This window comes from Johnsonella ignava ATCC 51276, assembly GCF_000235445.1.
Lineage (GTDB): Bacteria > Bacillota > Clostridia > Lachnospirales > Lachnospiraceae > Johnsonella > Johnsonella ignava.
This window is the reverse complement of record NZ_JH378829.1, coordinates 543,380-560,346: the sequence shown is the minus strand read 5'-3', so window position 1 is coordinate 560,346 and position 16,967 is coordinate 543,380. Positions and strand designations below refer to the sequence as shown.

Genomic DNA, 16,967 nt, shown 5'->3' with positions numbered 1-16,967 from the left:
TAATGCAATAAGCTATATTGACCGTGAAGGAAGAATGAATACATGCAGTTATGATCCGGCAGGCAGACTTATTTCAAAGAGTATTGACGGATGTACACAGACATATACATATACTGCGGCAGGAAAACTTGATAGCGTAACCGACCCGACAGGGGCAAAGATACTTTATGAATATAACGGAAACGGTAAACTTACAGGTATAACGGATGCAAACGGTCATAAAAGCAGCTTTGAATACGGTATACTTGGAAATCCGCTTCATATGTCGGAGGGCTCAGGTGCAGGAGTTTCATACAGCTATAATGAAGCCGGACAGCTTACAGGCATAATAAATGACGGAGCACAAAAGGGAATATTATATGAGTATGACAGTCTTGGAAGGCGTATAAAAGAAACCGATGCAAGAGGATATTCGACATCATATGAGTACGATCCTGCAGGCAATCTGATAAAAACAACCGATGCTTTCGGAAGAGCTGAAATAATAAAAAGAGATCCTATGGGAAGGATACTTTCAGAGACGGATGCAGCCGGAAATACAACTTCTTACGGTTATGACAGTTCAGGAAGATTGATTTTTAAAATTGATGCTTCAGGTGCAAAAACCTCCATGTCATATGACCTTGCAGGAAGACTGACTTCAACGACCGATCCGAAGGGCGGTGTAACCTCATATAGCTATGACGGACTTGGCAGACTGACAAGTCAGACAGATGCTGCAGGAAACACAACAAAATTCAACTATAGCGGTGTTAATTTAACAGAGATATATGATGCCGCCGGAAACCTTACAAGATACGGATATGACCGCAGAAACCTTATTATGTATGAGGTTGATGCAAGAGACAATCCTGCAAAACGTGAATATGACAGGGCGGGAAGGATTGTATCAAAAGCCAACCGTACTATGGGATATGACAGATATGCCTATGACCCGGCAGGAAATCTTACTGAAGAGACAAATGCCGCAGGAGGTATAGTTAAATACGTCTATGACGGGGCGGACAGGCTTTCTGCCCGGACCGACGAAGCAGGAAATACCACAAAGTATTCATATACAACGGGAGGAGTTATTGATAAGATAACCTATCCCGATGAAAGCACCAAAAGCTTTGAGTATGACGAAAACCTTAACCTTATAAAGGTTATCGACGGTATGGGAAATGCAACCTCATATACATATGATGCTCTAAACCGTATAAGTGCCTGTATAAATTCTGACGGTACAAGCAGGATATATTCATATGACAGAGCGGGAAATCTTGAGGCACTGACAGATGAAGCGGGAAACAGATGGGAATACGGATATGATGCTTTAGGAAATAAGACTTTTGAAAAGGATCCCCTTGGAAACACGGCATTCTATGAATATGATAAAAATTCAAATCTTACAAAGATAATACTTAAGGGAAACAGTGAAAGTACCACCTTTGCAGGTATACCGGGTATGTCAGGCATGAAAGGTGCAGCGGAAGCGGCGGATATGAATAGCATAGCAGGTACGGCAGGCTTTGCCGAGAGTTTTAAAAATATACAAAACTCAAAAGCTCAGGCTCAAAAAACTCAGATAACATCATATGAGTATGATGTACTTAACCGTCCTGTAAAAAGAACGGATGCTATGGGAAATACGGTATCCTATGAGTATGACTCTGTCGGCAATCTAATCAAAAAGACCGATGAAGAGGGCGGTATCACATCATATGAGTATGATCCGAATGCGAATCTTACAAAGACGGTTTATCCGGACGGCAGTATAAATACATTTACCTATGACGGAGACAACAGGCTTATAGGATATACGGATCCGACCGGAAATACAAACTTTACACGTGATGCACTTGGGAGGATGACACAGGCGGGCTCATATGCAGGAGGCGTACGCTATGAATATGACCCTGTCGGTAATGTAACCATGGTTGACGGTTTTATGCTGAAAACACACTATACCTATGACAGTATGGGAAGGATGACAGGCATAGAAAATAAAGGCATGCAAAACGATACTTTTAAATTTTCCTATGAGTATAATGCAGCCGGAGAAATAACAAGGATTACAAAGCCAGATAAAAGTGTTGAGCAAAGAAGCTATGATTCTATGGGAAGGCTTGTAAAAGTTGATATAGACGGCATACAGTCGGGTATATATCAGTATGACAGCACAGGCAATCTTAAAAATAAGACTGAGAATTTAAGCGGTGTAAAAATTGAGTCCGAATATAAGTATGATAAAAACAACAGGCTTATAGAGGAATATATACTTGGAGCCGCTCCCAAAAGAAGCAGATATTCCTATGACGGATTCGGAAATATAGTAAATGAATATGAGGAGGGTTCAGGAAAAAGTGCACCTGTAAATACACGCTACGAATATAACAGCTTAAATCAGCTGACTAAAAAGGTGCAAAGTACTTCAAAAGAAAATAAGCAAAGTGCAGGTTCAACTGCCGGTATAAACCCGGATTCAGCTATAGACTTGGGCATAGGCTCTGCTGTTGGTACACTTTCAGGCAGACAGACATCAGATTCAGTATTTAATTATGAATATGACAAAAAAGGAAACCTTATAAGCTTGAAAGAAGGCGGCGAAACGGTCGCATCCTATAAATACGGTGCAGCCGGACGGATGATAAAGGCGTCTGCAAAAGCCGGAGATATTGATTACAGATATGATGCTCTTGGACATCTGGTAAGATCCGGATATTCGGATTTTACTCCAAACTATATATCCGATATAGACATGCCTTTCATTGAACACATATTTGGAGGCGGCTTCGGTGAAAAGATCACTCATGTATACGGTCCGGAGGGAGAAGCAGGAACATATGCAGACTATCGTCTGTACTGTCTTACCAAGGACAGACTCGGCAGTACAGTTATGGCAAAGGATACTGAAGGTGAGGTTGTATCCGGAACATACTATAATGCATGGGGAGAAGCTGTAAATACATATACAAAAGCCGGATTTGAAAAAAGTATACTGGCAGTGCCAAGTTATACGGGACACAGATATGACAATATATCGGGACTGTACTATGCAAAGGCAAGGATGTACTCAGCTGACGATAAAAGGTTTACATCAATAGATCCTATCAAAGACGGGCTTAACTGGTATGAGTATTGTATGGGGGATCCGCAGAAATATACCGATCCGAGCGGGTATGCAAGAGGATATGGACCTTTTGAAGCATATTCAAATCATTTAGTTCATATTGTACCTGAAATAACGAATCATTCGCTTAATAATGAAGAGAAAAAACTTGTAAATAAATCTTCTGATTTGGGATGGGAATATATGAAGGCGGCAGACACATCAATAGAATACACTGATAAGATATTTGGTGAAAAACTTAAGAAAATATTAGATAATGATGATAATAATAAGGATCTATATTTACCATTTACCAGTAAAAATTATAGAGCCAATTTGGATGATAATACTATAGCTAATGCCTATCATCATATATACTGGAATGCTGTACTTAAGAATTATTATGCAAGACAATTTTATGCTAATAGCTATCATGAAGAATATACATGTAGAAGTGGAAAAGTGTATACTTTATTTGATAAAACAAATGATGAAAAAAGAATGATATATTTAAGTATTACTCCGGCAGAAGCATCCAAAGCGCCTTTGATTTATGGAACGAAATATGACTACAGCGGGAAAACATATGATGAATTTGTTGATGAAATAGTCAATAATGAAGTTAAAAAGTGGACTGATGCCCATGAAAACGGGAATAATGATTCAGCAGCAAAAATGGACTATAAAAATAATGCTATAGGATACAATTTGATTTCAGCTGCAGCCACAAAAAAATTATCTGATAAAGATATAAGTATGAGGGTTTTAAAGCATATGTCTAAGGGGAAGGGCATTGGATATGAGTTATTTGAGGACATAAATGATCGTGATTACTATTCAAGGAGCAAACGTAATGATATATATAATTCTATTCTCACTGAACAATCAAATAGAATAAAGTAAGGTAAAAATAACATGAAATATTTAAAAAAAATTTTTAACAAGGTTTTAAAAAGGATATCTTCAGGGACAAAACTTGAGAAATTTATATTAATAATGGCTTCTATTGCATTTTTATTTCATTTTATTAATTTAATACTTTACAGCAATGCTCACAGCATGGAAGTTAAGCATTTTCTGCAGACAAATTTCAAAATATCATTTTCAGAAAACAAGTCGGCAGTTCCCTTTTTACAGGGGAACTGCTACGAGCTTACTCCGGGATGGAACTGTGAAGTATATGCAATGAATTGTGAAAAAGTTCTGTACCATAATAACGCTTTATGTATTCCGTTTTCTAAGGATACCTATGATATACCCGGAATGAAATACGGATATTTTGAATATAATGGTACTGATGAAGATGTAAAAGAAATGCTGCAGATTACATGTAACTGGTTTGAAGAAATGCAAAAATTTGAGGGGATTGATTACTGGATAATGACGGATTCTGGTTATGGTACTGAGGATGCAGCCCTTTTAAATGATCCGGCTATGAACTTAATTATGGGATATAGAGGGAATATAAAGACCGATATTGATTTATATACAGAAACTTATACAGACTCATCCATGACAAGGCATCCGATTTGTGATGCCGTAGTAACAGAAAAAGAAGGAGAAAAACAGGATATAATACTGGTTGGGTATGATCTCAAAGTTCCGAAATATTGGTATGATATAAGCAATATCGGTTCCGGGATATGGTATCGATATTTTGTGGAAAAAGCTGAACGTGTGCTTAGCTCGTATGAAAATCGGGAAGATGAATTTATAAAATATATAAAGGATAAAATAAAGGCAGGCGGCGGAAAGAGCGGCTTTTATTGCGGAATAACAGATAAGGATCTGGTTTTTAGCCTTAAAATAGATGGAAAATCTCCTGACAGTATAGAAAATGTAATATATAATGGAGAAAATTTATATTTCTGGTACTATAACAATATTTTGCTTGATAGAGGTGTTGATTCACTTGATATAAGCATAGCGGAGGTAAAAAATGAATAGTACAAAAAATGAAAACTCGATAAATAAGAAAGATAAAACAACTCCATTTATATTAAGATTATTATATAAATGTCTCTTTATATTTGTATTAATTACATCTGTTTTTTTCGCTATACATAATATAAGAGAAACCATACTGTATATAATGGAAGATCAAAAAGCGGTTATAGAAATGGATAAGGTCAATGACTTTATGCTGAGTAAATATAATTTTAGATTAAAGGAGATAAGAAAATATAAATATTTTATTATTCCTATACCAATTGATTATAATGATAGCACTATAGGTGGCCCTGCCGTGGAATTGGAAAATGGAAGAAAAATTAATCCTAAATATGTTTTAGAAGAAGATGATTTTCCGGATAAATTTAAACATACTAGTACTTATTACTTGGGTTCATATTATTATTTGCCATTTAGAGATAGAAGAAAGGCTGAAAAAAAATACGATTCTTTATTAAAAGAAGACGGTATGGGATATAATATAGTAAATTCAGGTATTTTTTATTATAGGTTATCAGATTCAGATTTTCCCCCAAAGAAACATTTAATGGTGCTTGATGCCCACAAATATTTTTCAAATGAACATAGAAAAGATGAGTATTTCGACAGTATAGAAGAGGCTTTAGAAAACAGTGATGATTTCAAATATGCACCTGATAAATTAAAGCATATAAATATAATACTGAAAAAAGATGAGTATGAAGGTGGCTGCAGAATATGCTATATGTCTGAACCAAAGGGCATAGAAGGATATCTTGTAGAGGCAGATATTAAAGTTAATGATGACGGTATGTTTTGTGTTAAATCGGCAAAGGTATTCAAATATGAGAAAGACTGGGTAAACAATGCGAGGTATTCATTTGACAAATCAAAGGCGGAAAATAAATCTGACGGTTTTACAGGAGATGACAGGCTTAAGGAAGTTCTGAAAGAATATGATCCGGAGGCAGCGCTGAGGATAACGGAAATACCTATGGATGACAGAATTATATATTTTTGGCAAATGTATTATCCGAATAGGAGATATGGTATCTGATTTGCCTGTATTTTAGTTATTTCCAAATTTTGGAGATATTCCTGAAGATATAGAAGCTATAAAAGCAGGAAGAGATTTCTATAATAGAGAAATATTTAAAACCTGACAGTGAAGCACATTTAAAAAATAGAAGTTTACTAAATAAGGTTTTATATGAACAGCAACATGAATTTCAAATAAAGACTGTTTAAAAGTTGTCGGAAAACCAGACAAGTGTTTTAAAGCTGGGAAATATATAACATGTTTAGAAAAAAATATAAAAAATATTAGGAATTTCATTTGGGCAATCACAGAAACTTTATACAATTCCTATGTATTTCAATTCATATATATCTATACAGCTATCTAAAAGAATACCGATTTAATCGATATCTCCTTAGATAGCTGCAAGATATAAATTTTATGGAAAGGCTTATAGTATAAAATAAATGTATGAAAGAAAAAGCACTTTAAATGCAGGTCATGTAGTATTGTTATTTTTTATGCTTTGTATAATTATACAGGTAATTAGATATAGCATATACGAAAACGGAAGATACCATATAAACTCTAAAGAAAAACTTATTCAGTATGTTATAAAAGACGAAGCAAAATTAGATAAACTTGTAAATAGCCTTGTAAACAGCAAAGAATTTTTTGACAAAAAACGTATTAGTATTGACTATTATACTGAAACAAGTAAGTATTATACAAATTATAACAATGAATTATTGAATGAAATATTTTACAATTATAAAGTAAGTAACTTGTATGCAAACAACGAGAAAAGAATATATGTTGAGTTTTCATTGATGAAGCGAAGTAATATTGCTTACGGGTATGGATTTTATTATACTGAGGATGACAAGCCCAGAGCATGGCAAAGTGATGATGAAGATCGGCTTATAGTTAATGGAAACGGCTATATTGACGAAAAGGAAAAAGAATATTATACAGAAAAAATAATAAATCATTGGTATTATTATCAAATAAACAACTGGGGGTTTTAATTCTTTAATGTTAGAAGAGCAGAAAAACAAATATTATAATAGAGATTATTCCCAAAATATTAATAACCATAAAATATCAGATATAAAATTGACCTGGATATTTATACTATATAACATATTGACAATTGCATTTGTTTCCATAGTGTTTTTTTGGTTCTACTTTAGGTTTTTTTACTTTGCAGATATGATAATAAGCGATATCGTAATACTGGTGTTTGCATTATTCTTTGGGGGACCTTTGGTCATATATGGGATTATGGAGGCTTATTTTTCAAGCAATACAGTTTGGGGATTGATTTCAAGAAAAAGTGATTTTTTCAGATATTTTGAAAAAAAGATTATATTTACAAATATTCCTCGAATTTTAATTATTTGGTTTTCTCATGGGAATTCAAAAACTTCTTTATTATTCATAGGATTACCGATTGCATGGGATATTATGTGGATTTTGTACTTTATTAATTCAAGAAAAATAAAAGACTATTTTGATGGAAACAATTATTTGAGAGGAAGCATATATTCCGGAATTGTTGGGATAGTTAAAATTTATTTAGAAGAATGAAGACTTTTTGCAGGTTGATTTTTAACCTGTTCAGGCAGTATTTATAAAATGCTTGCATTGCAGCTGATAATTTGGTAAAATAACCGTCTGTGGCACATAACCTTGCTTCTACAAAAAGTAGAGGCCTAAATTTAGCAGCCGGTTTGTTTATCCGCAGTAATTACGGATGATAAGGCTGTAACTAAAAAGACCATAAGGAGGTAAGTATGACAGTAAAATATGAGCTGGCACTTGTACTTAATGCCAGACTTGAAGAAGAGGCTAAAAATGCAGCTCTTGAAAAGGTAAAGGGATATATCGCTGATTTTGGCGGGAAGATTGCCAATATTGATGATTGGGGAAAAAAGAGATTTGCCTATGAAATCAATAAAATGAAAGAAGGGTTTTATTACTTTATACAGTTTGAGTCTGAAGATAAAAAATGTCCGAATGAGCTTGAGGCACATTTGCGTATAATGGAACCTGTTGTGAGATATTTAATTGTAAAGTGCGAAGAAAAAGCTAAAGCTAAAAAGAAAAAAGCAAGAGTTAATACAGAACAGGAAACTGAGACTCAAGTCTAGGTCAGGTGTTGGTTGTTAAGCAGGAGCCGGATTTAATTTAAGAGAGGTAGAATTTTATGAATAAAGTTATATTGATGGGTAGGCTTACTAGAGATCCTGAAGTAAGATATTCAACCGGAGAACGTTCTATGGCGGTTGCAAGGTATACACTTGCGGTTGACAGGAGGAGACGTGTTTCAAATGACGGTGAACAGACTGCCGATTTTATACCATGTGTCGCATTTGATAAATCAGGTGAGTTTGCAGAAAAGTATTTTCGTCAGGGAATGAGGGTACTTATATCAGGACGTATACAGACCGGAAGTTATACCAATAAAGAAGGCGTGAAGGTTTATACAACTGAAGTTATAATTGAAGAACAGGAATTTGCCGACAGCAAGGCAGGTACGGCGCCGGGCAATACTTATGCGGAGCATGCAAAGCCGGTGCAGGTAAATAATGACGGATTTATGAATATTCCGGACGGAGTCGAGGACGAGGGACTTCCGTTTAATTAGTTAAGTAATAAGTAAAATGAAAGGGGAACATTTAGATGGCATTTAACAAGTCTGATAAGTCCGAGGGTTTAAGAAGCAGAAGACCCGGAGGCGGGATGCGCAGGAGAAAAAAGCTTTGCACTTATTGCAGTGAAGATGATAAGGTTATTGATTATAAGGATACGGCATATCTCAAAAAGTTTATATCCGAGAGAGGAAAGATACTTCCTCGCCGTATTACCGGAAGTTGTGCGAAGCATCAAAGAGAGCTTACTACTGCAATTAAGAGAGCAAGACATATAGCACTTTTGCCATATGTATGTGAATAATTGAATAAATCTGGATGTAATTAATTTGCCCGGGATATCGTTTTGGAAAGTTTACGGTATCCCGGCATTTTTATGTTAAAAACTAACAAAATAGCGTTTTTTATTTGAATTTATTCTACATATGTTATATGCATATTTTCGCAGACATTTTAACAAAAAAAATGTATAATCAGTAAAAGTAAGAAAAATCAGTATAATAAAGGAGGATAGTCATGGATTACAGGCAGGCGGCAAAAGGCGTTCTTGAAGGCATAGGGGGCAAAGACAATATAGTATCGGCGGCACATTGTGCGACAAGGCTTAGACTGGTAATTGCCGACAATACAAAAAGCAATAAGGAAGCTTTAGAAGAAGTTGAAGGTGTAAAAGGAGTTTTTGAGGCTTCCGGGCAGCTTCAGATAATATTTGGAACAGGCATAGTAAATAAAGTTTATGAGGAATTTGCCTCACTTACAGGTATCTCGGCAGCTACAAAAGAGGATGTAAAGCAGGCTGCTGCAGCAAAGACAAATATGTTTCAACAAACTATAAAAACACTTGGAGACATATTTGTACCTATAATTCCGGCTATAGTTGCAAGCGGATTGCTTATGGGTATTATGAATACGCTTGACTACCTTATAAAAACTTATGGCTGGAATATAGATACCTCCTCATCACTGTATGTATATGCAAATATGTTTTCAAATACTGCATATACATTTCTGCCTATACTTATAGGTTTTTCAGCCGCAAAGGTTTTTGGCGGCAATCCGTTTTTAGGTGCGGTGATGGGCATGATTATGATACATCCCAGTCTTACCAATGCATGGGATGTTGCAAGTATAATCGATAAAGGGGGAATTATACCTAAGCAGTCGGTATTTTTCGGTTTATGGCAGGTTGAAAGCGTGGGTTATCAGGGACATGTAATCCCTATTATGATATCGGTATGGGTTATGTCGGAGATTGAAAAGAGACTGCATAAGGTAGTACCGGCTGCAATAGATCTTTTTGTAACTCCTCTCGTTTCAATATTTGCGGCAGGCTATCTTGCCCTTGCCGCCATAGGTCCTGTATTTGTATTTGTAGAAAACGGTATACTTGAAAAGGTTCAGCAGCTTATAACCATTCCGTTCGGCATAGGTTCATTTATAATGGGTATATTCTACGCACCTACGGTAGTTATGGGTATACATCATATGTATACAATAATAGATCTCGGACAGATTGATAAGTTTGGATTTACCTATTGGCTGCCGCTGGCTTCAGCATGTAATATAGCACAGGGTGCGGCATGTCTTGCGGTAGGTGTGAAAACTTCGGACAAAAAACTTAAGGGATTAAGTTTTCCGTCCTCGCTTTCCGCATTTTTAGGAATAACCGAACCTGCCATATTTGGTGTAAATTTAAGATATTTCAGACCTTTTATAGCAGGATGTATAGGCGGAGCATGCGGTGCGATGTACGCTTCCATCGTGGGGCTTGGTGCCACTGCAACAGGAGTTACAGGTATATTTGGCATACTTTTATGTCTGCATGCACCATTATCCTATATAATTATGTTTGCAATTTCAATGGGTGTGGCATTTGCCGTATCATGGATGATTACACCGGCTTCATTGATTGATAAAAATAAAAAAGAGGCATCTGATACAAATAATACATATGCTGCACATACTGCTGTAAAAAATGTACAAAGTACTGAAGGCACCGATATACCGGAAAAGTCTGATGTGCAAAAAATTGAAAATGAAGATAATAATACAAAAGATGAAAATACCGCTGATTCAGTTTCAGAGATCGGCTCTCCGTTGAAGGGAAAAATCGTTTCTATGGAAGAAACAAATGATCAGACATTTATAGCAGGGATTTTAGGAAAAGGAATTGCTATAATACCTGAAGAGGGTATTGTAACGGCACCTGATGACGGAACTGTGGTTGCACTTATGGGACATGCGGTAGGGTTTAAACTTAAAAACGGTGTAGAGCTTATAGTGCATGTAGGTATTAATACAGTAAATTTAAACGGAAAACATTATGAAGCAAAGGTTTCAATGGGCGATACCTTTAAAAAGGGTGATGAACTTTTAAAATTTGATATTGAAGCTATAAAAAAAGAGGGGTATCCTATAATAACTCCTGTTATAATCACAAACAGTTTTGAATATGCAGATATTAAAACGGCTCCTCAGGGGCAAATAGAATTTGGAGATAATATATTTGAGCTTATAAAGCAGGCTTAAATAAGCGGCATTTATGATAAGCGGTATTTATCTACATGACAGTATGTATGTTCAGTGTATAAGTTAAAATATAGAATAAAGTAAAGGGAAATTTGCATGAAAAATTCTGTTTCAAAATGTGATTTATGGAAGCCGGGGTATCATATTATACCTCCGTCAGGCTGGCTTAATGATCCGAACGGATTATGTTTTTTTAACGGTTACTATCATGTGTTTTATCAGTATGTACCGGATAGTCCTGAGGGCGGTCTTAAGTGTTGGGGGCATTATAGAAGTAGAGATCTTCTTAACTGGGAAGAATGTCCTGTAATGATGAAACCTGATCAGCCTTATGACAGAAACGGTGTATATTCAGGTTCAGCCCTTATAGAAAATGATAAAATGTATCTTTTTTATACAGGCAATGTAAAACATAAAGGGGACTATGACTATATAAATTCAGGCAGAGAGCATAATACCGTTATGGCAGTGAGCACTGACGGCATGAAAATTGATAAAAAGCTCCCTCTCTTATATAATAGAGATTATCCTGAGGGGCTGACATGCCATGTAAGGGATCCTAAAGTATTTAAATATGACGGTAAATACTATATGGTTATAGGTGCAAGGACAAAACAAAACAGAGGACAGGTTCTTGTGTATGAAAGTGAGGATTTAAGTAGCTGGAAATTTATAAATACTCTAAGTACCAAGGAGCAGTTCGGATATATGTGGGAGTGTCCGGATCTATTTGAACTTGGCGGCAGTTTTATACTTGCCGTATCTCCTCAGGGGCTTAAAAGTGAGAGGCACAGATATCAGAATGTGTACTCAAGCGGATATTTTATAATAAACGGTGATTTCAGAGGCAGATGTACACTTGGAAACTATACAGAGTTTGATTCAGGCTTTGACTTTTATGCACCGCAGACTTTTGAGCATGATGGCAGAAGACTTATGCTTGCATGGATGGGTATGCCGGATGCACAATATACAAATCCTACGGTCAAGTACGGCTGGCAGCACTGTATGAGTATGTTCAGAGAGCTTAATTTAAAACACGGTAGGATAGTGCAGGTGCCGGCACGTGAGTATAAAAAACTGAGAAAAGGGCATAAAGTGTTAAGATCTGAGGGTATGCTGAGTTTTGAAACTGAAAACCCGTGCCTTGAAATAAATATATCAGATATAGATATAGGCAATAACGCAGGCTTCGGTATAAGTATATTTGATACTCTTGAACTTATTTATGATGTACCGTCAGGTGAATTTGTGCTTATACATACAGATAAAAATAAAAGTGCTTACGGCAGAACAAAAAGGGTGCTGCCTCTACAAAAAAATGAACTTAAAAAAATTGATATATTTCTTGATGCTTCATGTGCCGAAATATTTGTAAATGATACAAGCGGTGTGCTCAGTACAAGATATTATCCTGAAAACTATAAAGAGATAAACTGTAAAGGAAGTTTCAATATAGAAATATATGAGATTAGTGGCTGAAAGCTGTTTATTTAAAGAGGAAGCAAGCTTTTTTTTAAGAAAACTTATTGATAAAAATGTTTAAAAACTATATAATTAGAAATTGACTGCACAGATATAAGCTGCCGCTATAAAGATATTTATATAAAATAACTGTGGTATTACAGCCAGACTTAAAACCACGGAAAGAAAAATATATAAGTATTTTGCTGCGGCAGCCGTATTTAAGATAATAAAAATAATGAAACTGCAGTACCGCATAGTTGCGGAAGAAGGGAGATTTGGTTGAAAATTATAGCAGGTTTAGGAAATCCAGGAAGAGGATATGAAAACACCAGACATAATGCGGGTTTTGATGCTATAGACAGGCTGGCATTCAAATATGAAATCCCGTTAAATGAAGTTAAACATAAGTCGATCTGTGGAAGCGGATTTATGGGCAATGAGAGAGTGCTGCTTATGAAACCTCAGACTTATATGAACAGGAGCGGTGAGGCGATAGCAAAGGCACTTCATTACTATAAGCTTAAGCCGAGTGATTTGATTGTAGTATTTGATGATGTAAACCTTATGCCGGGGCAGATAAGGGTAAGGCTTAGAGGAAGCTCAGGCGGACATAATGGCATGAGATCAATCATATACTGTATAAGCGGTAATGTTTTTGCAAGGGTGAAGATAGGTATAGGAAAGGAAGATGGAAAGACTCTTTCAGGCTATGTGTTGGGAAAGTTTACCAGGGCGGAAAGTGTACTTTTAGATGAAGCATACAGCAATGCAGTTTCAGCTATTGAGCTTCTTATATCAGGTGAGGCTGACAGAGCTATGAATGTATTTAATAAAAAAGTAAAAGCCGGGGAAAAAGAGGATTTGTAAAAAGCGATGAGTTTATTTAAAAATCCTCTTTTGCAGCTTGCGGATTATGAACTTATAAAAAAGCATATTAAAGAAAGCTGTGGTTCGCTTCAGATATGTGGTCTGGCGGATACGGCAAAATCGTATTTCATATCGGAAATTTTAAAGGATGAAAGACCGTGGAGGCTGGTAGTTAGCTATGATGAAAACAGGGCAGAGAGGATATATGAAGATATATCCTCTTTTAATCAGTGCACATTTCTATATCCTGCAAAAGACATGCTTTTTTTTGATGCGGATATAAGAAATCACCTTATAACAAAGGGGAGGATAGATGTCTGGAAACATATGGTGCTTGATGAGGAAGGCATAGTTGTAACTACCGTAGATGCCCTTATGGATAAACTTATCGGTTATGAATATTTTAAAGACGAAGTAATAAAACTAAAGGATGCTGATATTGTAGATCTTGACAGTCTTTGTAAAAAACTTGCAGTATTTGGTTATGAGAGAAATTCTGAAATTGAAGGCACCGGTCAGTTTGCAGTAAGGGGAGGGATTATAGATATATTTCCGCTTACTGAGGATATGCCGGTTAGACTTGAGCTGTGGGGTGATGAGATAGATTCAATCAGGAGTTTTGATATAGAAACCCAGCGTTCAATTGAAAATATATCCGAAGTTGACATTTACCCTGCAAAAGAACTGCATACTGACGGGAAAATGTCTTTTTTAGAGTATTGGAATCTCGAAAAAAGCCTGATATTTATAGATGAACCGCATAGGGTAATTGAAAAAGCGGAGTTTATCGAAAATGAATTTAAAGAAGGTATGGCAGGACGTATAGAAGCTGGGCAGATAGAGGCGAATCGTGTACCTGAGATTTTCTCATCGGCCGCTGTTATGAATTTATTAAAATCCGCTTCTCCTGTATGCCTTACTATACTGGACAACAGACTTTCCTTTATGAATATAAAGGCTGTTTATTCAATAGAAAGCAGGCAGATACCGGCATACCATAATTCATTTGAGCTGCTTATAGAGGATTTAAAAAAGTTTAAATATGAAAAGTACAGGGTGGTGCTTATGACGGCATCAAGGACAAGGGCGGCAAGACTTGCACAGAGCCTTACCGAGTACGGGCTGTCGGCTTTTTATATGGAAAACGCTATGGAGACGGATATACAGCCGGGACATATAATGGTGGTATACGGCAATATACACAGCGGTTTTGAATATCCGAATATTAAATTTATAGTTATTTCCGAAAGCGATATATTCGGGAAAAAAGCAAGAAAAAACCGGATTAAGAAAAGTAAAAAATCAAAAACTGCACTTTCATCATTAAATGAATTAAATCCGGGTGATTATGTAGTACATGAAGACTATGGTATAGGTATTTACCACGGGATTGAAAAAGTTGAGCTTGACGGTGCCATAAAGGACTATATAAAGATAGAGTATGCAGGTGATGCAAATGTGATGATACCTGTTTCAAGACTTGATATCATACAAAAATACGCTGATGCTCAGGCTAAACATCCGAGGATAAATAAGATAGGCGGCAGAGAATGGGTTAAAACCAAGGGAAAAGTAAAAACCGCTGTTGAAGCTATGGCAAAGGATCTGGTAGAGCTTTATGCCGCAAGACTTAAGGGAAAAGGCTTCACCTATTCGCCTGATACGGTGTGGCAGAGAGAATTTGAAGAGATGTTTCCCTTTGAGGAAACCGAGGATCAGATAAAGGCGATAGAAGATGCCAAGCATGATATGGAAAGCGGCAGGATCATGGACAGGCTTGTATGCGGAGATGTCGGCTACGGAAAGACCGAGGTGGCTTTAAGAGTTGCTTTTAAAGCTGTACAGGAAAGCAGACAGGTTATATATCTTGTGCCTACTACTATACTTGCAAAGCAGCATTATAATACCTTTAAAGAAAGAATGAAGGACTTTCCTGTAAGGATAGATCTTATGTGCAGATTTATAAGTGCATCTCAGAAAAAAAAGACAATTAATGAATTTAATAAAGGGCTTGTAGACATAGTTATAGGAACACATAGTGTACTTTCAAAAAGTTTGCAGCCCAAAGCACTGGGTGTGGTTGTGATAGATGAGGAGCAGAGATTTGGAGTAAGGCATAAGGAAAAACTGAAAAAACTTAGAGAAAATGTTGATGTTCTTACTCTTACCGCAACACCGATACCCAGAACGCTGCATATGAGTCTTGCAGGTATAAGAGATCTTAATATGCTTTCAGAACCTCCGCTTGACAGAAAGCCTATACAGACATATGTTATGGAATACCATGATGAGATAGTAAAGGAAGCCGTAAAGCGTGAGATTATGAGAGGCGGTCAGGTATATTTTGTTTATAATCGAATAGACGGTATACAGGAAGTGGCAGATAGGATTAAACAGCTTCTTCCCGATATAAATACAGCTTATGCACATGGCAGGATGGAAGAGAGGCAGCTTGAGAATATAATGCTTGATTTTATTTCAGGCGATATAGATGTACTTGTATCAACTACAATTATAGAAACGGGTATAGATATACCGAATGTAAATACAATCATAATATATGATGCAGATAAGATGGGACTTTCACAGCTTTACCAGTTAAGAGGCAGGGTAGGAAGAAGCAGCCGTACAGCATATGCATTTATGATGTACAGGCGTGATAAACTGCTTACACAGGAGGCGGAAAAAAGGCTTAAGGCTATAAAGGAATTTACAGAGCTTGGAAGCGGTATAAAGATTGCTATGCGGGATCTTGAGATAAGGGGTGCAGGTAATGTACTGGGCAAGGATCAGCACGGGCATATGGAAGCCGTGGGCTATGAACTTTACTGCAAACTTTTAAATACTGCGGTAAATGTACTTAAAGGAGATACATATACACGGAATGTGCCTAAGACCGTTGTGGAGCTTGAAGCCGATGCATATATACCCTATGAATATATTAAAGATGAAGAACAAAAGCTTGATATATATAAAAGGATTTCTCTGATTGAAACTGAAGAAGATCTGTTTGACATGCAGGATGAACTTATAGACAGGTTTGGTGAAATACCGCATTCGGTTTTGAACCTGCTTAAAAGTGCAGTTATAAAGTCTGAAGCCTCAAAGCTTTATATAGGTGAGGTCGATATAAAAAGGGATTTTATACAACTTACCATGCATACGGATGAAGCCTGTGATGATATAGATACCGGCTGTATACAGTCAATAGTTGATAAATATAAAGGGCGGCTGCGTATAAACATAGGAGAAAAAACTATATGGAAGCTTTATCCTGTACACAAAAACAGTCTTGCAGAGGCGGACATTGACGGCTGTATGGAGCTGCTTAAAGGCATGCAGATTCTGAAAAAAGCATGAATTTTATTGAATTAATATTAATTTTCTAATTAATATACTTAAACAGCTTGAC

12 protein-coding genes are annotated in these 16,967 nt (G+C 36.4%); all 12 read left to right on the top strand.

All coding sequences use genetic code 11. The features are described from left to right. Window positions 1-34: 34 nt before the first annotated feature. The 12 genes from HMPREF9333_RS02545 to mfd all read left to right on the top strand — a co-directional run bounded on the left by HMPREF9333_RS02545 (window position 35) and on the right by mfd (window position 16,915). Window positions 35-3,994: an RHS repeat-associated core domain-containing protein gene (locus HMPREF9333_RS02545; RefSeq protein WP_156797234.1), complete on the top strand. Its 3,960-nt coding sequence runs from the start codon at window positions 35-37 to the stop codon at window positions 3,992-3,994. Window positions 3,995-4,006: 12 nt separating this feature from the next. Beyond that, on the top strand, window positions 4,007-5,038 hold the full coding sequence (locus HMPREF9333_RS02540) for a hypothetical protein (protein ID WP_005539562.1): 1,032 nt from the start codon (window positions 4,007-4,009) through the stop codon (window positions 5,036-5,038). Next, window positions 5,031-6,077 carry a hypothetical protein gene (locus tag HMPREF9333_RS02535; RefSeq protein WP_005539560.1) on the top strand — a complete coding sequence of 349 codons (1,047 nt, stop codon included), beginning with the start codon at window positions 5,031-5,033 and terminating at the stop codon, window positions 6,075-6,077. The genes HMPREF9333_RS02540 and HMPREF9333_RS02535 overlap by 8 nt, the downstream gene beginning before the upstream one ends. A 428-nt stretch (window positions 6,078-6,505) precedes the next feature. Continuing rightward, window positions 6,506-7,066: a hypothetical protein gene (locus HMPREF9333_RS02530; protein WP_005539558.1), complete on the top strand. Its 561-nt coding sequence runs from the start codon at window positions 6,506-6,508 to the stop codon at window positions 7,064-7,066. Window positions 7,067-7,073: 7 nt separating this feature from the next. Further along, on the top strand, window positions 7,074-7,628 hold the full coding sequence (locus HMPREF9333_RS02525) for a hypothetical protein (protein WP_040882035.1): 555 nt from the start codon (window positions 7,074-7,076) through the stop codon (window positions 7,626-7,628). A gap of 206 nt (window positions 7,629-7,834) precedes the next feature. Then, a complete protein-coding gene (gene rpsF / locus HMPREF9333_RS02520; protein ID WP_005539556.1) occupies window positions 7,835-8,191 on the top strand; it encodes a 30S ribosomal protein S6 in 357 nt (118 codons plus the stop codon). 56 nt (window positions 8,192-8,247) lie between these two features. Then, the gene (locus HMPREF9333_RS02515) at window positions 8,248-8,688 is read left to right on the top strand and encodes a single-stranded DNA-binding protein (protein ID WP_005539555.1); all 441 of its coding nucleotides are present in this window, start codon (window positions 8,248-8,250) and stop codon (window positions 8,686-8,688) included. Window positions 8,689-8,723: 35 nt separating this feature from the next. After that, a complete protein-coding gene (gene rpsR / locus HMPREF9333_RS02510) occupies window positions 8,724-8,996 on the top strand; it encodes a 30S ribosomal protein S18 (protein ID WP_005539554.1) in 273 nt (90 codons plus the stop codon). Window positions 8,997-9,208: 212 nt separating this feature from the next. Beyond that, complete coding sequence (locus HMPREF9333_RS02505) at window positions 9,209-11,221, top strand: PTS beta-glucoside transporter subunit IIBCA (RefSeq protein ID WP_005539553.1); 2,013 nt, start codon at window positions 9,209-9,211, stop codon at window positions 11,219-11,221. A gap of 96 nt (window positions 11,222-11,317) precedes the next feature. Continuing rightward, window positions 11,318-12,703 carry a glycoside hydrolase family 32 protein gene (locus HMPREF9333_RS02500; RefSeq protein WP_005539552.1) on the top strand — a complete coding sequence of 462 codons (1,386 nt, stop codon included), beginning with the start codon at window positions 11,318-11,320 and terminating at the stop codon, window positions 12,701-12,703. 264 nt (window positions 12,704-12,967) lie between these two features. Then, a complete protein-coding gene (gene pth, locus HMPREF9333_RS02495) occupies window positions 12,968-13,555 on the top strand; it encodes an aminoacyl-tRNA hydrolase (RefSeq protein ID WP_005539550.1) in 588 nt (195 codons plus the stop codon). A gap of 6 nt (window positions 13,556-13,561) precedes the next feature. After that, window positions 13,562-16,915, top strand: a complete 3,354-nt coding sequence (mfd, locus tag HMPREF9333_RS02490) for a transcription-repair coupling factor (protein ID WP_005539548.1) — start codon at window positions 13,562-13,564, stop codon at window positions 16,913-16,915. Window positions 16,916-16,967 lie beyond the last annotated feature (52 nt).